Origin of the sequence: Pseudoalteromonas sp. NZS11_1 (assembly GCF_015864275.1) — a bacterium.
Taxonomy (GTDB): domain Bacteria; phylum Pseudomonadota; class Gammaproteobacteria; order Enterobacterales; family Alteromonadaceae; genus Pseudoalteromonas; species Pseudoalteromonas arctica.
The window spans coordinates 26,024-46,291 of record NZ_JADYXK010000010.1; the positions used below are offsets into that span (position 1 = coordinate 26,024).

At 37.5% G+C, this 20,268-nt stretch carries 17 protein-coding genes; 9 read left to right on the forward strand and 8 right to left on the reverse strand.

The genetic code is table 11. The annotated features are described in order from the left end of the window. Positions 1 to 55 precede the first annotated feature (55 nt). Both I6F44_RS09280 and I6F44_RS09285 read left to right on the forward strand, forming a co-directional pair. On the forward strand, positions 56 to 616 hold the full coding sequence (locus tag I6F44_RS09280; RefSeq protein WP_197173645.1) for a hypothetical protein: 561 nt from the start codon (positions 56 to 58) through the stop codon (positions 614 to 616). A 2-nt stretch (positions 617 to 618) separates the two neighbouring features. Then, positions 619 to 807, forward strand: coding sequence for a DUF1289 domain-containing protein (locus I6F44_RS09285; RefSeq protein ID WP_002960277.1), 189 nt, complete (start codon positions 619 to 621; stop codon positions 805 to 807). A gap of 55 nt (positions 808 to 862) precedes the next feature. Here the strand turns inward: I6F44_RS09285 and I6F44_RS09290 are convergent, their stop codons facing one another. Further along, a complete protein-coding gene (locus I6F44_RS09290) occupies positions 863 to 1,396 on the reverse strand; it encodes a gluconokinase (RefSeq protein ID WP_076924707.1) in 534 nt (177 codons plus the stop codon). Positions 1,397 to 1,546: 150 nt separating this feature from the next. On the opposite strand from I6F44_RS09290, the gene gntU reads away from it, so the two are divergent. Then, positions 1,547 to 2,890, forward strand: coding sequence for a gluconate transporter (gene gntU / locus I6F44_RS09295; protein ID WP_010552956.1), 1,344 nt, complete (start codon positions 1,547 to 1,549; stop codon positions 2,888 to 2,890). 110 nt (positions 2,891 to 3,000) lie between these two features. Here gntU and gntR read toward each other — a convergent pair whose 3' ends face one another. The 4 genes from gntR to I6F44_RS09315 all read right to left on the reverse strand — a co-directional run bounded on the left by gntR (position 3,001) and on the right by I6F44_RS09315 (position 7,753). Next, positions 3,001 to 4,011: a gluconate operon transcriptional repressor GntR gene (gntR, locus tag I6F44_RS09300; RefSeq protein WP_197173646.1), complete on the reverse strand. Its 1,011-nt coding sequence runs from the start codon at positions 4,009 to 4,011 to the stop codon at positions 3,001 to 3,003. Positions 4,012 to 4,216: 205 nt separating this feature from the next. Continuing rightward, positions 4,217 to 5,833: a M56 family metallopeptidase gene (locus I6F44_RS09305; protein ID WP_197173647.1), complete on the reverse strand. Its 1,617-nt coding sequence runs from the start codon at positions 5,831 to 5,833 to the stop codon at positions 4,217 to 4,219. Positions 5,834 to 5,844: 11 nt separating this feature from the next. Next, on the reverse strand, positions 5,845 to 6,225 hold the full coding sequence (locus I6F44_RS09310) for a BlaI/MecI/CopY family transcriptional regulator (protein ID WP_024594324.1): 381 nt from the start codon (positions 6,223 to 6,225) through the stop codon (positions 5,845 to 5,847). Between the two features lie 256 nt (positions 6,226 to 6,481). Continuing rightward, entirely contained in the window at positions 6,482 to 7,753 is a 1,272-nt protein-coding gene (locus I6F44_RS09315; protein WP_197173648.1) for an O-acetylhomoserine aminocarboxypropyltransferase/cysteine synthase family protein, read from the reverse strand. 372 nt (positions 7,754 to 8,125) lie between these two features. Between I6F44_RS09315 and I6F44_RS09320 the strand changes: the two genes are divergently transcribed. After that, positions 8,126 to 8,977, forward strand: coding sequence for a GTPase domain-containing protein (locus I6F44_RS09320; protein ID WP_197173649.1), 852 nt, complete (start codon positions 8,126 to 8,128; stop codon positions 8,975 to 8,977). Next, positions 8,974 to 9,423: a hypothetical protein gene (locus I6F44_RS09325; protein ID WP_197173650.1), complete on the forward strand. Its 450-nt coding sequence runs from the start codon at positions 8,974 to 8,976 to the stop codon at positions 9,421 to 9,423. Before I6F44_RS09320 ends, I6F44_RS09325 begins: the two co-directional genes overlap by 4 nt. A gap of 130 nt (positions 9,424 to 9,553) precedes the next feature. Here I6F44_RS09325 and I6F44_RS09330 read toward each other — a convergent pair whose 3' ends face one another. From I6F44_RS09330 to I6F44_RS09340, 3 genes are all read right to left on the reverse strand, one after another. Then, positions 9,554 to 11,725: a S46 family peptidase gene (locus I6F44_RS09330; protein WP_197173651.1), complete on the reverse strand. Its 2,172-nt coding sequence runs from the start codon at positions 11,723 to 11,725 to the stop codon at positions 9,554 to 9,556. A 98-nt stretch (positions 11,726 to 11,823) separates the two neighbouring features. Continuing rightward, the gene (locus I6F44_RS09335; protein ID WP_197173652.1) at positions 11,824 to 13,914 is read right to left on the reverse strand and encodes a bifunctional diguanylate cyclase/phosphodiesterase; all 2,091 of its coding nucleotides are present in this window, start codon (positions 13,912 to 13,914) and stop codon (positions 11,824 to 11,826) included. Positions 13,915 to 14,094: 180 nt separating this feature from the next. Further along, positions 14,095 to 15,882: a M61 family metallopeptidase gene (locus I6F44_RS09340; protein WP_024609154.1), complete on the reverse strand. Its 1,788-nt coding sequence runs from the start codon at positions 15,880 to 15,882 to the stop codon at positions 14,095 to 14,097. A gap of 204 nt (positions 15,883 to 16,086) precedes the next feature. On the opposite strand from I6F44_RS09340, the gene I6F44_RS09345 reads away from it, so the two are divergent. From I6F44_RS09345 to I6F44_RS09360, 4 genes are all read left to right on the forward strand, one after another. Next, positions 16,087 to 17,622: a GGDEF domain-containing protein gene (locus I6F44_RS09345; RefSeq protein ID WP_165741235.1), complete on the forward strand. Its 1,536-nt coding sequence runs from the start codon at positions 16,087 to 16,089 to the stop codon at positions 17,620 to 17,622. 65 nt (positions 17,623 to 17,687) lie between these two features. Further along, a complete protein-coding gene (gene ppnN, locus I6F44_RS09350; RefSeq protein ID WP_007580678.1) occupies positions 17,688 to 19,031 on the forward strand; it encodes a nucleotide 5'-monophosphate nucleosidase PpnN in 1,344 nt (447 codons plus the stop codon). Between the two features lie 10 nt (positions 19,032 to 19,041). Next, positions 19,042 to 19,815, forward strand: a complete 774-nt coding sequence (xni, locus tag I6F44_RS09355) for a flap endonuclease Xni (protein ID WP_197173653.1) — start codon at positions 19,042 to 19,044, stop codon at positions 19,813 to 19,815. 69 nt (positions 19,816 to 19,884) lie between these two features. After that, on the forward strand, positions 19,885 to 20,268 hold the full coding sequence (locus I6F44_RS09360) for a DUF3192 domain-containing protein (protein WP_024591078.1): 384 nt from the start codon (positions 19,885 to 19,887) through the stop codon (positions 20,266 to 20,268).

Genomic DNA, 20,268 nt, shown 5'->3' on the forward strand with positions numbered 1-20,268 from the left:
ACAGTAAATCACGTGTGATATAGTGCGTGGCTAAATTAATCGGTTACTGTGAACTATGAAAAACTATATTACTCCTTCTATTGTCGCATTTATTTTAGTTATCGCGTTTATTTTAGCGGGCTGTACCAGCAAAACTAATCAGACTACAACTACAACTACAGCAACCACTACTACAACGAATCAGTCTGTAAAAACCACAGTAACACTCGATGAATGCAGCACCATAAATAACCTAATAAATGGTTATGAGTCTGGTTTTAATTCAATCAAAACAGATAAAGTAAATAACCAGTTTACTAATCAATGGCGTACTAATACTCATATTATTGAGGCAACCTGTACAGTTACTTTTAATAAGTCAGAGCAAACAAGCTACCAATGCCAAACACCTATTAATACACAAACGCAAACCGTAAAGTCTCATCAAAAACTGGCTAAGCAATTACGCCAATGCTTAACCAAAACAGGTTGGTTTGAAAGCCAAAAAGAAACAGCAAGTTCAATTTACAGCACCTTTGTACTTGATACTAAAACCCCTGTAATTACACTCTCTACCAATCAAGAAGGTAATGGGTTTTCTACTCGCTTTGAAATTGCTCCACCGTTAGGACTTTAATAATGCGCCAATTAAATCAAAACAAAAAACCATCTAAATTTAAAACCGATTGCCTAGGAATATGCGAAAGGCGCAGCGGTTACTGCACCGGGTGTGGGCGTACCAACGAAGAAATTTTTGATTGGATAATATTATCTGAAGATGAAAAAAAAGCGATTTTAGAAACACCACGAGCAGATGCTAACTCATAACAAATAAAGCCCCTAAAGGTTAAAAGTAACAGTTAACTGATTAACTAAAAACTTTTTACTTGTTGTGGCTATTCATTTTAGTTGCGCTAATACAACTTTCGACTACTTGCTCAAATGAGTTATTAATATCTATATTTATAACATTGGGCTCATCTTCTTTTGGTACTTCTAGCGCTTCAAATTGGCTTTTGAGTAAATCAACAGGCATAAAATGCCCTTTTCTGTCCTGCATACGGCTTTTAACCAGTTCAAAATCACCATAAAGATGTAAAAAGGTAATACCTATATTTCCGTCACATATTTGTTCTCGGTATTTCTTTTTTAATGCAGAGCAGACTATTACCGCAATTTCATTTTTCTTTTCAATGCTAAATGCAGCATCACGTATTCTTTCTAGCCAAGGCACACGATCAGCATCGTTTAAAGGCTGCCCAGATGACATTTTTAATATATTAGCCTTGGGATGTAAGTCGTCTCCGTCGATAAATTTAGCGCCAATGCGCTTTGCTAATGCATCACCCACACTTGACTTTCCTGTGCTTGAAACCCCCATTACAATATAAACACGACCTACATTTGTGTTACTCATGTATTTACCCTCGCCTTAATTTAATAATTAATTATTTTCAATGTATATATTATATTGAGTTACGGGTAACATGTTACCCGTAACAAATACGAAAGTGAAGTTAAACACACACTAAACATCATAATTCACACTGAATATAAGTAGGGAAAAATGTCAGATCTATCTTTAATACTAACAGCGGCAGGCTCCATATTTTTATTGCTTTTCTTAGTAATGAAAGTGCGACTACATGCTGTCGTCTCTTTAATCCTTGTTTCTATGATTGCAGGATTATTCTCAGGAATGAGCCCTGAAATAATTGCCGCTACAATTCAAAAGGGAATGGCCGGAACACTAGGCTTTGTAGCTGTTGTGGTCGCTTTAGGTGCCATGTTTGGCAAAGTAATGGAAGAAACCGGCGCGCTGGATCGTATTGCCCACACACTTTTACACCGTTTTGGAGAAAAAAACGCTAATTGGGCGCTTACCTTTACGGGCTTTATTTGTGCCCTCCCCCTGTTTTTTGATGTAGCCGTTGTACTTTTAATCGGTATTGTTTTTGCTGTGGTACGAAAAGGCGGTGGCAGCGTTGTTAAAATTGGTATTGGGCTACTTGCTGGGATAGCGTCTTGTCAGGCGTTTCTTATTCCTGCGCCAGGGCCGATTTTGGTTGCCTCTCAATTAGGCGCTGACTATGGTTATATGATTTTATTTGGCCTTATTGCTGCCATACCGGCAATGATTATAGGAGGTCCAATTTGGGGCTCTATTATTTCTAAATCTATTCATGTAGAACTCCCACAGCACGAACAAATCGACGATAACCAAAGAGTTGGTAAAGGCACACCTAGTTTTGGATTAGCATTAGGTTTGATTGCTTTGCCATTAATTATGATTAGTTTAAATACTATTGGTAGTCGCTTTGTTGAAAAAGACTCTGATTTATATAATTGGTTAGCTTTTATAGGTCATCCATTTACAGCAATTTTAGTTGCCTGCCTAATGGCATTTTATTTGCTCGGCGCAAGGCGCGGTGTCCCTAATGCTAGAATCATGGAAATTTGTGGTAGTGCCTTACAACCTGCAGGAATTATTATTCTTGTCACTGGTGCCGGTGGGGTATTTAAACAAGTATTAGTTGATTCAGGAGTAGGTACGGCACTGGGTAATTACTTAGCTGGATCAGGCTTACCGATTGTAATACTCGCTTTTGTATTATCAGCCGCTGTGCGGGTTATTCAAGGCTCAGCGACAGTAGCTATGCTTACAGCGTGTGGCTTAATTATTCCAATGCTTCAGCCTTTAGGCCTTGATGGAGCGCAGCTTGCCGCTGTTACCATCGCTATTGGTGGGGGCTCTATTGTGCTCTCTCATGTAAACGACTCAGGATTTTGGTTAGCGAGTCGCTATCTCGGTTTGAGCGAAATGCAAACTCTTAAAACATGGACAGTAATGGAAACCATTATTGGTACTGTTGGCGCACTTGTCGCTATGATTATTTCTCTGTTTTTGTAAATTTACAGTGCGTAGAGCAATCATCACACATATAAAAATTTACCTGAGCCTTTTGTTATTTAGGCTCAGGTAATTAAGCTCAGGTAATTAGGCTCATATAATTAGAGTATTTAAACACTCTCACCTAGATGAACTATATAACCAGTATCAATTACTTGCTTATAATCCATGCTAGTATCCAAATCGGAATTAATCCGGCTCAACAACTCTCTTCCCGCAACATTACCTATCTGATAACGAGGGGTGATCACACTTGCTAATTGAGGCACCATTGCTTGGCCAATATCATGACCATGAAAACCCACAACCCCCATTTGGCTAGGCACTAAAATATTGTTTCGCTGGCACTCAAAAATAGCCCCAATTGCTAAATCATCATTAGTACAAAACAAACAGTCAGTATTTGGGTAGTCAGTACGCGCTTTTTGTAAAAGTTCAGCGCCTAAACTGTAAGATGAAGCTTGATCAGTCATCACACTTTTAGGCGTAAAGCCTTTAGCTAACATAGCATCTGAATAGCCTTGAAATTTTAGGCGTGTTCGTACATCGAGCCTTGCTCCAATATAAACAATATTGCGATAGCCTTTATTTAAAAGTGCTGTCGTCATATCAAAAGCTGCTTTAACGTTATCAAAACCAACCGCTTGCTGCATAGGAGAGTGATGAGTATCCATTATTTCAATCACAGGTACGCCTGACATTTCAATCATTTTTAGCGTTCTGTCTGTGTGTGAGGTTTCTGATAAAATTAAACCATCAACGTGGTACGACAATAAATACTCAACCCGTTTTTCTTCAATTTCAGGGTTGTAACCATAATGGGCCAACATTGTTTGGTATCCTGCAGGCCCTGTCACATCTTCAATCCCTCTTATAACTTGAGCAAACACGTGATTCGTTAACGATGGGACTAGTACACCAATAGAATAGCTTTTAGCATTAGAGAGTAAATCAGGGGCTTTATTTGCAATGTAGCCTAGCGTATCAATAGCTGCACTAATTTTAGTGCGAGTAGACTCTGATACTTTTTCGGGATTACGTAAATAACGACTCACCGTCATTTTGGTTACACCAACCGCATCGGCAATATCTTGAAGAGAAGAACGTTTGTTTTTTTTCATCACACACAATTAAATAAAATGTTACTTGTAACATACCAACTATTGCGAAAAATCACTACTTTTAGCCATTTTTATTTAGGTTATCGCTAAGCGATTACCCAAGAGATTTAAATAACCTAGATCTATTTTAATGAATAAAACTGTATTTGTACCAATAACATTAAACAGAGGCTCAGATACTCCGAGCCTCATCGTAATTGAAAACTTATAGCAATCTCAACAATTGCGAACCAGGTACGCCGCTTTGTGGTAATAACGCGGGGGTAACTGCAAATACTTCTGGAATTTTACTTTTAATTTCATCCATCTTTTTACGGTTATTTTGTTTATCATAAACATAATATTTAAGGATATTTCCGTATACATTGTCTTTTGCATCAACCTGCTCTAGGGTTTTTAATGCTTTATCGTAATCAGCAAGGTAAATGTATGCCAGTGCTAAGTTATCAGCAGAGCCAACATGTAGCTTACCTTCAAGCTGTTTTGCTAAATCTTCAAGCTCTGCAACAGCAAGCTCATAACGCCCTAGCTGTATATAGGCCGTTGCTAGTGAATTTTTTAAAAAGTAAGGTGGGTTACTGCCCGGCTCGTACCATTTTTCGTAAGCACTCAATATGTCTTCATATTGCTCAAGTTTAGAGTAAACGTGATTTAGCAGCCTAAAGCTTTGTAGTTTGATTTCAGCTTCTTCAAAACCAGTAAGTTTGTCTCTATTCAAGTGCCAATCTTGAATGCCTTGCGCAGCTTGGTTTAAAAGTTCAGGGGTATCACTTTTTGCCCCAGCAGCACTTTTTAGAAGCTGTGCAAGTTGTTGTTTATATTCTTCACTTTTAACAGGAGCCTGAGACGTATTATTACTTTGCTGCTTGTTATCTGAACTACCATCTACAATTTGCGCTGCAGCTAAAGCACTAAAAGACATTGCCGCCGCAACCATAACCAAATATTTACTTTTCATTGTTTTTTCCTTGTTTAACATTTTGATCCTCTGAACATTAAAACTCTTAGAATGAGCAATATTCAAAAGTGGGGGGGTAAAAAAGTTAGGCGAGCTTTTAGCACTTTGCTCTTGTAGCAATAAACTTGCTAAATCCAATTGGTATTTACCTTTTAGCTTTTGCATACACAACTCATCACAGCTAAGTTCGAGTTGCTCTCTTGCTAAACCAGTTAACTTTAAGCAAATAGGATTCCACCAAAAAACGCTTTCTATAAAACAAATAACCCACGTCCAATAAATATCACCTTGTTGTAAATGAGTTACCTCGTGTTGAATGACTGAATCTAATTCTTTACGGTGTGTCATCGTCGACTCTAACCAAATAACAGGCTTTATTAACCCGGTAGCAAAAGCAGGCTCTGTATGGGTTGTTAGTCTAATTGGATACTGATTGTTGATGTGGTTAAGTTCAGGACTTGGCTTTGAGTTAATGTATAAATTTTTTATAAGCTTTACATATAAGCCCACGCGTAATAAAAACAATCCAAAACCAGCTAAAACTAAAACTATAAAAACATTACTAAGTGATGGCAATAAGTCCCATATACCCATATCGCTTTGTAATTCGTCCTTAATTGCTACTTGTTCAGCATTTGGTATTAGTGCTTTAACATCGGGAATCAATTGCGCCACGTTAAATGTGTAACGATTTGCCCCTTCAAATAAGGATAACTGGGAAAAATATTGCCAAGGGACAAACCAACATGCCAAGGCAATCATTAAAATGTAAAAGTTTAATCGTGCTGGGGCATTTTTAAGCCCTTTTACTGTAAGCAAAATACATAAGCTAATAAGTGTGCAAGTTAGTAAATAATCCGTCATTACCCTCTCCTTTAATCTAACTTCTTATTTTTTAAAAGCGTTTGTAAATATTCTATATCTTCATCATTTAGCTTTTCTTCTTTGATAAAGTGGGCAATTAAACTACGAGAATTACCTTTAAAAAATCGTTGCATAAAACTAGGCATAGCTTGCTCCGATAATGTGTCTTGAGTAACTATTGTTTTAAAAACAATAGCTCGCCCTTCATGTCCACAACGCTCAATCGCTCCTTTATGTTCTAACCTATCTACAATAGTTTTAACAGTTGTATAGGCTACTTTTTTATCTTTTTGCTTATCAGCTAAAAGCACCTTATGTAGTTGACTCGCGGTACAGGGTTCTTCCTGCCAGAGCAGCTGCATAATATCCATTTCGAAATCACTAAGTTTCATTGTCGCTCCTATTACTACACTTGTAGTGATACTGTTACAAATGTAGTAGTAAGTAATCTTAGTGTCAATACAAAATTTACATGTGAATAAAAAACAAGCGGTAAAAATATAAAAGCCTTAGGAAGGTTTTATAAAAAAGGCATATAAAACAGAGATATACTTATTAATCGATTTTAGAAAAACATAAAAAACGATAGTTTATTTTCAACTAACGCTTTTTATGCTTTAAAGTTTTTTATGAAAGGTAGTGAGGTAACTATGCTTTATCGAGCGCTTGGCTTACATCGGCAATTATGTCTGCAATGTTTTCAATACCAACCGACAAACGAATTAAATCGCGACTTACACCGGCATTTGCTAATTCATCATCGTTTAATTGACGATGTGTAGTTGATGCAGGATGACACGCAAGCGACTTTGCATCGCCAATATTAACTAAGCGTAAAATCATGTTTAGCGAATCAATAAACCGCGTGCCTGCTTCTAGACCACCAGCAATACCAAAGCTTAAAATACCCGATGCTTTACCACTGGTAATTTTTTGACTCATTTCGTTATACGGGCTTGATTTTAATCCTGCGTAATTAACCCAAAGCACTTTTGGATGATTTTCTAAATACTCAGCCAGGTGCTGTGCATTTTCGCAGTGGCGATCCATTCTTAAGCCTAAAGTTTCAAGGCCGATTAAAATGTCAGATGCGTTTTTAGGCGCAAGCGCTGCGCCGGTATTTCTAAGTGGCACTACTCTACAACGCCCAATAAATGCAGCTTCAGCAAAGGCTTCGGTATAAACCACATTGTGATACGACGGATCGGGCTCGTTCATCATTGCAAAACGTGTAGCATTCGCTTTCCAATCAAATTTTCCTGAGTCGACAATCATGCCGCCAATAGCAGTACCGTGCCCGTTTATATACTTTGTAAGTGAGTGAACCACTATATCGGCGCCCAGCTCAAATGGGCGGCATAAATACGGCGTAGCCACGGTATTATCAACAATAAGCGGCACACCTTTGCTGTGTGCAATACGTGCTAAACGTTCAATATCAACAATATTACCTGCAGGATTACCAATAGATTCACAAAAAACAGCGCGGGTGTTGTCGTCAATTGCATTCTCAAACGCGGTAAAGTCATCGGCTTTAATCATGCGTGCTTCAATACCTTGCCTAGGTAGTGTATGTGCAAATAAGTTATACGTGCCACCATATACTTGGCTGGTGCTTACAATATTAGTACCGACTTCACACAAACATTGAATAGCATACGTAATAGCAGCCATCCCAGAGGCAACAGCCAGCCCACCAATGCCCCCTTCCATCGCGGCAATACGTTGTTCAAGTACGGCATTGGTTGGGTTCATTATGCGGGTGTAAATATTCCCAGGTACTTTTAAATCGAATAAATCAGCACCATGCTGCGTGTTATCAAATGTATAAGAAGAAGTGTGATAGATAGGTACGGCTGCCGATTTGGTCGTAGGCTCAGATTCGTAACCGTGGTGCAGTGCTAATGACTCTAATTTCATAATTATTTCCTTCAATTAATTTACCACTAAGCTAGCACTTCTTGGCTATAAAATGCACATGAAATATATTTAAGGGTGTTGAGGTGATTAGTTACAAGTTAAGGTGGCTAAAAAAAGTATAGACTCATTCATACCAGAACCCTACTTAAATTAAATAATCACTAACTGAGTAATATGATGAGGAATTTTCTCTTTCTTACATAGTAATATAGCCTACTCCGAACATAAAATTTATAATTGGCAATAGCTTACGTAATTTGCTATTAATAGACACTAGCAAAATAAGGGCGTTTTCACATTAAAACAGAGAATATGTACTTTGATAAAGCTGTTATGTGCCATTTAGATTTATGAAGTAAGGTTTAATTAATTATGACAAATGAAAATGAATCATGGACTGATTTAGTGCCGACCATAGCAAAACCAGTTGTTTACGCCTATAAATATAGAAAGTTTATTCAAGAGTATTGGAAGAAAGCACAGGTTAAAGTAGGTATGGGTAAGCCTAGCGTAATCGTTACAGGTAGAGCCGGTGTTGGAAAAAGTGTTCTTGCTTCCCATTATCACGGTGAAGCAAATACGCAGGATTGGAATGAACCAGGCACGAGCACAGATGTTGAAATAAAACCAATCACAATTGGAGATTGGACGAAAGTTGTAGCTGTAATTCCAGGACAAAATAGCCAAGAACGAGCTAGATCACTCGATGAAGCATTGAATAAAACAGATGAACTAGATGGCGTAATTCATGTAGTAGATTGGGGATTTACTTCTATTCGTGAAGCTGCTGTAAAAAAAGAAATGGTTGAAAGCAGAGGGATAGATACTATTTATAAAATTAGGCAGCATCATCTATCTCTAGAGCTAAATGATTTTGAATCAATGCTTGATAAATTGGCGATGTCAAAAGCTAATGGCAGAGGCCCTAAATGGCTTGTGATAGCGGTTAATAAAGTTGACTTGTTTGAGAAAGATCTTTTAGATGCCGAGCGCTACTACAATCCTTCATGTAAGAGCCCATTTACAAATAAAATCAACTCATTTTTAAAGACTGTGGGTGCAAATAATATAAAAATAATCCACCTACCAGTTTGCCCAATGCCAGAGCCTTTTGAATGGAATGGAGAAATTGTTGCACCTCAGGTTGATAGCATAACTAAGCAACGAAACTATCTTCGTGTTTTCATTGATAAAGTTTCACTGGTACAAAATGGTGTTAAATGATGGATAAACGTGGATCAAGCGAATTAGAAAAGCTTGTAAATATGGCTGAGGAAGTATCTGAAACTGTAAATTCATTTCACGCTAAAATCGCGAATTTACGAGTTATGTTTATGATTTCTACTATTGGTTTATATGCTGCAATAGGCTCTAGCTACTTTATTTTCAATAGACCTGATTGGTTAATAAACCTTCCAATGGCTTTTTATTTAAGCTTGATAGTACTAGCAATATTTCTTTGCGTTGGCTCCTCCTTTTATATATATAAATACTCTATAAATATTCGTACATATAGGAGAAATCTAGCTGCTGAAGTTAAGATCCTTCTCAGGTTATTGGATATGGTTCACGAGTACCAAGAAAATATATTTAATGAAGAAATGAGCTATGTCGAAAGAGCCATATTAGATCTGAGGTTACAGAGAATAAGATACTCTAACAAGTGGTAACAAACCTCTTGGGCAGTGTAAACTGCGCCAGCGCTTGAAATCCTGTGAGCAAGTAAAGAAACCGAATCAAACACCAACAAAAAAGGCGCTTCCTTTACGGTAAGCGCCCTTCTCTTATCTCACTAATTACTTATTTTACGATTGTCATTTCGTCTAACAAGTTTTGTGCATTATCTACTTTATCCATTACCCACAGCATGTAGCGTGAATCAACGTGGATTGAGCGATTAAGCTCAGGGTTGTAATCCCAATCACCAATAATACTTTCGTAAACACCGTCAAACAGTAAACCAACAAGCTCTGCTTTACCGTTAAGTGTTGGCGAACCTGAGTTACCACCGGTAGTGTCTACATTTGATAAAAAGTTAACGGGTACTGTATTCATGCCACCCGTGTAATCACCGTAAAGCTTGGCTTTAATTTGCTCTTGTAACTTTTCAGGTGCATTAAATGGGTCAACATCGGTGTTTTTAGCAAGTAATCCTTCAAGCGATGTAAACGGTGTTGCTACCAAGCCATCTTGAGGTGAATAGCCACCTACAGTGCCATAGGTTACTCGTAATGTGCTGTTAGCATCGGCGTATACCGGTTTGTTTTTAGCTTTGTTAAACGCAATGATTGCGCTCATTAGCTCTGGGCGAGCGGCTTGTAATTTACCTGCCAGTGCCTTTGATTTATCTTCCTGTGCTTTCATTACTTTAAAGATTGCTTTAGCGTACTGCACAAATGGGTCTTGGCTTTGATTTAGCTGGCTAAACGATTGTTCAAACAATGAACTACGAACAGTGGCATTATCGAGTCTTGACTGCTCATACATGCTATCAAGTAACGCGCTTTGAGTTGCTTTATCAAACCCATTTTGTACTTTAAATACGTTATCAACGTCGCTAAAACGATCTTCTTTTGGAAGTGCTGCATACAGTTCTAAAAAGTGCAGTAAAATAGCTTTGTCTACTTTGCTATCATAACGGCGCGTCATGCGCTCAAGCCCTGCTTTAATGCGAGGTAAGTCACGTTCTTGATAACCAGATTCACGTTCGCTATTTGGCTTTTGCTTTTCATAAGCTAGGCGGTATAAACGTCGTGCTGTGCTGATCATTTGTGAGCGATGTACATAACCTAACATTCGGTCGCGTTCACTGTGCTCTTGTGATTGCGCAATTAGCTCAGATAGCTCACCTAATACGCTTCCGTATTGTTCTTTACGCTCACCATCACTATTGATCCATTGTGTTAGCTCTTGCTCAAACTGTTTTTTGCGCTCAAGCATAGTGCCTTTTTTGAAGCTTTCGATCATCGAACCATAGTTTTTAATATAGTTGTTATAACCTGCAATGGTGCTTTCGTAAGCAATACGCGCTTTACTGCCGTCTTCTGAGTTTTCTTCAATAAGCGACACGTATTTTGAGTTATGAACGCGTGCTTTAGGGTAGCTGTCGTTAAATACGTTATCTACCTCTGTTGCTATACGGTAGCGGTTAGTACGCCCTGGGTAGCCTGTAACCATTACAAAGTCGCCTTCTTGCACGCCTTTGGCACTTACTTTTAGGTAAGAGTCAGGTACGTAAGGTACGTTGTCTTCGCTGTACTCTGCAGGTTTTCCATCTTTGCCTACATAAGCGCGGTAAAAACCAAAGTCGCCTGTGTGGCGCGGCCACATCCAGTTATCTATATCGCCGCCGTATTTACCTACGCCCATTGCCGGTGCATAAGTTAAGCGTACGTCTTTAATTTCAAGTGACTTAATTAGGTAAAATTCTAAACCACCATGAAACGAATACACGTTACAACGATAGCTTTCGTCGGCTTCACACTGGGCTACTAGCGCTTTTTCATTTTTTTCGAGTGCGTCGTAGCGTGCTTTTGCTGTTAGCTCGTTAGTACCTTTAATTACTTCATCTGTTACATTGGTAACCGTTTTTGTTACATATACGCGTGAGCCCGGCGCTGCAGGTAAATCTTCTGTAGGACTTTTAGCTAAAAAGCCATTTTCTAAAATATTGTTTTCAGGTGTTGAGTTGTATTGTACCGAGCCATAAACACAGTGATGGTTTGACACAACTAAACCCTTAGGCGATACAAACGATGCTGTACAGCCACCTAGGCTAATTACCGCATTCATTGGGAATTCGGTTAATTTAGAAATAGATTCAACATCAATTTCAAGCCCTTTGGCTTTTAAAATTGATTCTAACTCTGGAAGTTGGTGTGGTTGCCACATGCCTTCGTCGGCTATGGCACTACTTGAAAGTGATAAAGAAAATGTGGCTACTAATGTAGCTACAAGAGGTTTTAAACGCATTATAGAATCCTTTTTATTTGTTTCTATAACAGGTTACTCGCGATGGGACAATAAGGTCAATAGCCGTGCAATGAATTGTTACAATCGAGTGTTTAATCTTACTTTTTATCAAAATTCATCGAAAAATCAAGAAACTGTTTTGCTGGTATTGGTTTACTAAAATAGAAGCCTTGCATAAAATCACAACCCAACTCGTTCAATAAAGTATGCTGCTCTTTTGTTTCTACACCTTCGGCTACCACTGTCAGTCCTAAGCTGTGCGACATAGCAATAATTGCCTTTACGAGATTACAGTCTTCATTGTTTAGCACAATGCCATCAATAAAACTTCTATCTATTTTGAGTACATTAAAAGGGTATTCTCTCAAATAACTTAATGATGAATAACCTGTACCAAAGTCATCCATTGATAAGTTAATGCCTAATGCAGTAATTTCAGTCAGTATATCTACAACATTAGTGTGGCAACTCATCAATACACCTTCAGTTATTTCAAGCTCTAAACTTTCGGGATTTACGTTTGCTTCACTCAATGAGTTTTGAATGAAACTGAGCAACCCTACGTCTCTAAATTGGCGAGGAGATAAGTTAACAGCCATTGTATATTTTTGTTGGCGTTTACAGGTACTTTGCCATGTGTTTAAAAAGTGTAATGCTTGGCTAATTACAAACTTGCCAATAGGTACAATTAATCCTGTATTTTCGGCAATAGGTATAAACTCATCGGGTGTTACATTACCTAGCACAGGGTTATGCCAGCGTAATAACGCTTCTGCACCAATGATGTGTTTATTTTTGGCGTCAAATTGGGGCTGGTAGAATAACTCAAATTCATTACGCTCAAGGGCGCCACGCATCTGCTCTTCTATTACTAGTCGGCGCTGAATAATTACGTTCATCTTTTTAGTAAAAAATGAATAAGTATTACGACCATATGATTTTGCTTGATACATTGCAGTGTCAGCATTTCGTAATAAATCAGCAACGGTTGTACCATTTTCTGGGTATATGGCTACACCAATACTCGCTGTTAGTATGTGTTCCCGGCCCTCAATCTTAAAAGGGGCTCTAAAGTTATTGACCAGTTTTTCAGTGATTTTTAGCGCTGCATGGTGATCAGTTATACCTCGTAGTAATACGATAAACTCATCTCCACCTAGGCGCCCTACCGTGTCGTCTTTTCGCAGTGCCTCTTGCAGCCTTTGCGCTGATTCAATTAAAAGTTTGTCTCCTGTTTCATGGCCTAAAGAGTCATTTATTTTTTTAAAATCATCTAAATCCAAAAACAGTACTGCCGCTTTCTCGTTATTTCTTTGTGCTTCAATAAGTAATTGCGACAAACGATCAAGTGCTAAAAAACGATTTGGGAGTAAAGTTAGACTATCGTAATACGCTTGATGTCTAATTACTTCATCTGATTTATGCTGTTCTGTAATATCTCGAATAATAACCATTAACTGGTTATGTTCTGTTATTTTATTTATTCTTGCTTCAAAAAAAACGAGCCCATGGGGCAAAGCTAGCTCGTATTTAAAGCTCATCATCTGCTCTTTTTCTAATACAAGGCTGATATAAGTTTCAAATTTTTTGGCTACTTCCTCAGGTAATACATCTCCCATCTTTTTACCAATAAACTGCATTGGCTTGGTATAAAGATCGGTTTCATTGCTCGCATGATACTCTAGGATAGTTCCATCATTTTCCATCAGGAAAAATAAATCAGGGATTGCCCCAAAAATAGTTTTTAGCATATCCTCATTAAATGAAGCCTCTGCTTGTGCTTTTTTCACATCCGACAAATCGATATCAATACAGTACATTTGTTTTGTATTGTATTGATTTATAAACATAACGTGGCTGGAAAAAACCGATACGTTGTTTCCATCTTTGTCTTGTAAGATAATTTCAGATGCTGGAATTTCTATATCTTTTTTTACCCAATCACTATGTGCGTTAATAACTAACTCACACATTGGCTCTGGAATTATAAGGTCTTCTATTTTTTGTCCTATGGCTTCTTCTTTGGTATATCCATAAAGTCGCTCACTGCCTTCATTCCAATAAATAACACGACGTTCATTGTCATAACCTTGAACAGAAATAACATTTACCGCATCAAATAATTGATGCAAATAGTCGTTAATTACAAATTGATGGGTTAAGTTTGAGGTCGGGTTATCTAATTTCATTTTGAGGCTATATCCATAAATAATTTTATTTAATAATAGAGAAATACTAAATAATAATTAAATTTAATTTTAATATTAAATTTCCATGTACATTATATACGTCATTATGCAAAACAAAAAAAGAGCCGAAGCTCTTTTTTAATAATTGTTAACTATATTTAAACGCTATAAAAACTGAATTTATTTTTTTGTCACATCATTTGGATGTTCCACGCCAATCCATGCTTTGAATAGTGCTTTTTGCTCAGGCGTTGCCTCTTTATCAGCAACTACTTTTTTAGGCTTATCAAAATCTTCTGATAATACTAATGTTAAGCTTTCAAGAGCATCGCGACGAAGATAGTCAATGGTTACTTTATCGCCTTTTTTAAACGTTTCTAAGCTGGTTTTTAAATCTTTACCTACGTGATGTTTGTTTATAGCGACAATTTTATCATCGGTAGTTAAACCTGCTTTCCACGCACTGCCACCACGGCGAACGTAACTTAATGTAAGTAGCTCACCTGTGTTTTTAGCGGTAGCATCAATGCTTGCAAGCGCTTTTGCTTTTTCAGGACGTTCAAATTTCAAGCCTACTTTAGTAAGTAAGTCGTCAAAGTTAATACTTGCAGGCGACTCAACATTTTCTTGCCACCAGCTTGAGTAATCACGCCCTGTTAAATCTTTTAAGATATTAAGTACATCTATATCTGTAAAACCAGCTGGCATTTTATGATTGTTATAAAGTGCTTTGTGTACGTCGCGATAGCTTATTTTACCTTGGCTTTTTTCTAGCAAGTCGATATCTAAAACTAATGAAAGTAACGAACCTTCTGAATAAATATTAGTGCTGTAGTTACGTGCATGATCGCCACCTTGGTTAATCCATTTATCAAAGCTTGTTTCGCTTGCGCTTTGCACTTCACGGCCCGGTGTTTGTAAATGACGATTAATGGTTTTACTCATCACTTTAAAAAATTCATCTGTGGTTTCAATACCAGAGCGAACCATTAAATGATCTTCAAAATAACTTGTTGAACCCTCTGCAATCCAAAGCAGTTTAGAGTAATTCATATTAGTGTAATCGTACGGCACTAAACCTTGAGGGCGGTATGCTTTAACATTCCACGTATGAACAAACTCATGCGCAGCGGTGCTAATAAAGGCTAGGTAATCTTCGCGGCTACCAAATCTATCGCGTGGACGTTGAATAATTGTTGAGTTTAAATGCTCTGTTGCTCCACCTGCGCCCGACGTAGCATGAACCATAAATACATAACGTTCATATGGATAGCCATCCCAAATTACATTACCAGTAGCAACTAATTTTTTAAGATCGGTAAGCATTTGCTCTACATCGTAGTTACCGTCGCCCCATATAACTAAATCGTATTCACGGCCATCTACTTCAAATGTGTGTAGTTGGTTAATACCCGTTTCAATTGGTGAATCAACAAGCACGTCGTAATCTGCTGCTTTAAATGAATTTTTGCCTTTTAAATTATCCATACCCGATACAGAGCGCCACTTTTTAGGCACCTCTAAATTAACGGTTACTGGCTCTTGGCGAAATGATTCACTAAACATAAAAAAGCCTGATGCATCTATAAATGCATGGCTGTCGTCAATGTGGCGAGCGCGCTTACCAAGCTCATTTGCATACACCTGGTAGTCAACATTAACTTCGGTTGGCTCATTAAGGTGTACACGCCATGTACTATGGTCAATTTTTTCCCATTTTAATTCTTTACCATCTTCATCTTTAGCTTTGAAGTAACGAATGCCATTGGCAAGGTTTAGCATTTCATAGCGACCCGTTCGCCATGCAGGAAGTTTTATATCAAGATGTGCTTGCGCTGTTTTTGGAAACTCAACACTTACATCGCCTAAATGATGTTGTGGTTGCGAAATTTCTAAAGAATAATTTACATCGGCAAATACAGGTGCTGAACATGCAGCTAAAATAGATAGGGCTAATAACTTTTTCATAGAGACTCTTAGTGGAAACTTAATTGCCTGCAAGACTAGCAAGCCCCTATTTAAAAGTGAATTAAATACGACAAATTGCCCCGTATACGAGTTTATACGTAGTAGCTTATTAAAATTTCTAAGTTTTTTACTAGATAACTACACATAATAAAAATTTGTTGTAAACTGAAGATAATAAAATTAATTTGATGGCGGTACGCTTAGGTGTCTGAAAGATCTAATCCAACAGATAAAAAACTCAAACAAGCAATTGATGCTCGTATGGCTATTGAGAGTGCACGCAAACATCAAGTGGATATTTTGTGCGACTTTGCAGCTAAACTTTCGCTAAGCTGTAAAGGGCTTGATATTGAGTTAGATAATCGCCTTGCTAAATTTAGAAGTGCACTCAATAAAGGTATGAGCTTTGAAGACCTCTCTCCTCTTGTTAGTGAAACTTTGATATTACTTAAAAATCAAGAATCGATTCAGCAAGCTCAGCAACGTGATTTATTCAACAGTGTACAAAATGCAGGTAAACAGTTACAAAAAACTAAAGGTTTACCAGACGATACTCGCAGAGCCCTGAGAAATTTACTCGATCAAGAGATTAATAACGTTCAATCAACCCATGGCTATATTCCGCTACTTGATCAACTTATTCTCTTTTATCATGAAGCATTGCTAACTAAGCAAGACCCTCAAGCCGATAATCAGCGCCCTGTAAAACAGGCTCGTGCAAAAAAACTACTTGAGCTGGCTAACGAACTTATACTTGAAGAAGAAGCTACACTACAAATTAATAGTATAAAAAATAATATTACAGAAAGTGACACAATCGACGCATTACTCGATGTTGCGATTAACATAATTGAAGTTGTAGTAAAAAACATTAGCAAAGAGCGTAAATCTGCACAAAGCTTTTTAGTTTCATTAAATCAAACCCTCGAAGATCTACATAATTCTATTGTCTCTACTAGTAGACACTCAAAATCGATGAGTATTGAGTTTGATTCGTTGAATAAAAGCATTGAACTAAAAATTAAAAACCTCAACGAACAAACACAAAAAGCAACGTCAATCTCATCTTTAAAAGAACTCGTAGATAACGAATTAAAATCACTAAGCGAAGATTTTCTAGCAAAAGAAAAGTTAGAACGAAAAGATAGAGAAATGCTTAGCACTAGCTTTAGTGAAATAAACAAACGAATTGTTACTTTAGAAGATAAGTTAACAACGTATAAAAAACGCTTAAACGAACAGCGCTTTAAAAGTTTACTTGATGGGCTTACAAAACTGCCTAACCGAGCTGCATTTGATGAACGTTACAATCACGAAATGCATTTGTTTAATGTGCAGCCATCAGATGTTACGCTTGCGGTTATTGATGTTGACCACTTTAAATCTATCAATGATAGATTTGGCCATACCGCAGGTGACATTACCTTACAGGTTATATCAAAAGCGTTGCAAAAATCGGTAAGAAAGTCCGATTTTATAGCGCGTTACGGCGGTGAAGAATTTGTATTGTTAATGCCAGGTGTGTCGCTTGAAAACGCAACATTACCTCTGGATAAAGTAAGAAAGGTAATTAAAAATATACCTTTTAAATTTAGAGAAAAACAAATTGAGATCACTATCTCGGTAGGTGCAACTCAGTTTAAAAAAGGCGATACTCTGTTAAAGGCATTTGATCGAGCAGATGATGCTCTTTACGAGGCCAAAAATTCAGGACGAGATAGACTTTGTACCAGTAAATAATGTCATAGCCATTATAAATTTTATGACAAGTAGTTTTTTACGATTTAGCAGTAAGGAGAACGTCTATGTTAATACAGTTAAACCCAACTGGGGTTTTAGATTTACTGTCGCAATTAGAAGTTGATTTATTAGAGCAATCTTCTGCTAGTGAGCGTTATAAGTTATTTAGAAACTGCGTACTAGCAGTGCTTAATGTAGGTAGCCATACCGACGAAAGTAGCGATATATACGACAAATACAAAGATTTTGATATTCGTTTAGTAAGCCGCGAACGAGGTATTAAAATTGAGCTTGAAAACCCACCCGAAACCGCATTTGTTGATGGCGAAATAATTACCGGAATTCACGAGCATATATTTTCTGTTATTCGCGATATTTTGTTTATTTGTCAAAAATACGAAAAAGATTTAAAAGAGCAAAAAGCCATTACTCATATGGTGTTCGATATGCTCAGAAATGCAGGTGCTTTGCGTGTTAATAGCGAACCAAGTATGGTTGTTTGCTGGGGCGGACACTCAATAAACGAAGTTGAATATAAATACACAAAACAAGTAGGTTACGAACTGGGCTTACGTGGATTAAATATTTGTACTGGTTGTGGCCCTGGTGCCATGAAAGGCCCAATGAAAGGTGCCACTATTGGCCATGCAAAACAGCGCAATACCAATAACCGTTACTTAGGCCTAACAGAGCCAAGCATTATTGCTGCAGAGCCACCAAACCCTATTGTTAACGAATTAGTTATTTTACCTGACATTGAAAAGCGCCTTGAAGCTTTTATAAGAACAGCTCACGCTATTATCATTTTTCCTGGAGGCGCAGGTACTGCTGAAGAATTGCTATATTTATTAGGGATATTACTTCATCCAGATAACACCAAACAATGTTTGCCTGTTATTTTAACTGGCCCTAAAGAAAGTGAAGCGTACTTTAAAGAGCTGTGTGAATTTGTTGAAATGACGCTTGGTAAAGAAGCATTAGATAAGTTTGAAGTTATTATTGATAATCCTGAGTTAGTTGGGCAAAAGCTAAGATCGGCTATGGCCAATGTTCGTGATTACCGTAAAAGTGAAGGCGATGCCTACTACTTTAACTGGACGTTAAAAATCGATAACGATTTTCAACAACCTTTTGCACCAACACACGAAAATATGGCAAGTCTTGATTTACATCTTGATCAACCAAAGCAGTTATTAGCGGCTAATTTACGCAGAGCTTTTTCAGGTATTGTAGCTGGAAATGTAAAAGACGAAGGCGTTAAAGCCATTAAGCAAAACGGTCCATACATTTTAAGTGGCGAGCCTGCCCTTATGGAAAATATGGATACGTTATTACAAGCATTTGTTGATCAAGGCCGTATGAAACTCCCTGGCAGCAAATACATTCCGTGTTACAAAATAAAAGCATGAGTTTTATAGTTTGAAACCCCATTTACTTCTTATTGATGCGCTTAATTTAATTAGGCGCATTTACGCCGTTGACGCTAATCAAAAACATCACAGTGATGAGCAAATGATACAAACGTGCTGTGCACGTATAGCTCATGCGTGTAAAAAGCTTTTAGATACAAGTAATGCAACCCATGCGATTGCGGTATTTGATGGTGACAAAAGCTGGCGTTATCATTTTTATAAAGACTACAAACACTCCCGTGCCCCAATGCCTCAAGTGCTAAAAGATGCCTTAGAGCACTTTAAAACCGCAATAGAAGAAACTGGTATTGTTGTATTTGAGCCTATTAACGATGAAGCCGATGACATTATTGCAACGCTTGCATTTAAGGCATCAAATAATCAAATAGCTAATACTGTTGTTTCTACTGATAAAGGTTTTTTACCCTATTTAGGCCCCTACATTACAGTTTATGATTACTTTAAAAAACTCTATTTAGATGAGACAAGTATAAAAGAGCGTTTTGGTGTTGAGCAAAATAAGCTCGTTGATTTTTGGGCTTTGGCTGGTGATAAAACAAATGATATTCCGGGAGTAAAAGGAATAGGTACTAAGTCTGCGCAGCAAATAGTTAATAACTATAATTCAATTGAGCATGCGGCCGAAGATGAGTCTCTAAGCCCGAGTATTAAAGCAAAGTTAGCCGCTAATATGGATATGTACGTAATCTCAAAGCACTTGGTTAGTTTACGCACCGATATAAATTTAGGCTTTAGTTTAAAGCAGTTAAGACTTAATTAGTCGCAAGTTAATAGCCTCTAAACATTACAAAACGTATACTATTATTAGTTACCGGAGTCAGAGTAAACCATATTGAAAAAATTTATCCGATATTTAATCTTAGGTTTAGGGCTATATGCACTGATAGCAGCGTTGGTGATCACTTTTTATAAAGACGATCCTCAGGCTATGATCTGGCAAGACCGAGAAGCTTTTAATAAACGTTATATCGAAAAACTATCACTTGAGCAGCCAACAACACTAAATACTGTGCTTGATTATTTAGGCAGCCCCGACCTTACTTATGCCAAACGAGATGGTGAACAGGTATTTCAGATTGTTTTTTACCGCACACAGCATAAAACATCTGACGGTATAACCACTATGGATGAATGTACTGGGTTATTATTTAAAAATGGGCAGCTATTTTTATGGGGTCCTAGTGCATATAATAAATATCAAGAACAAAATTAG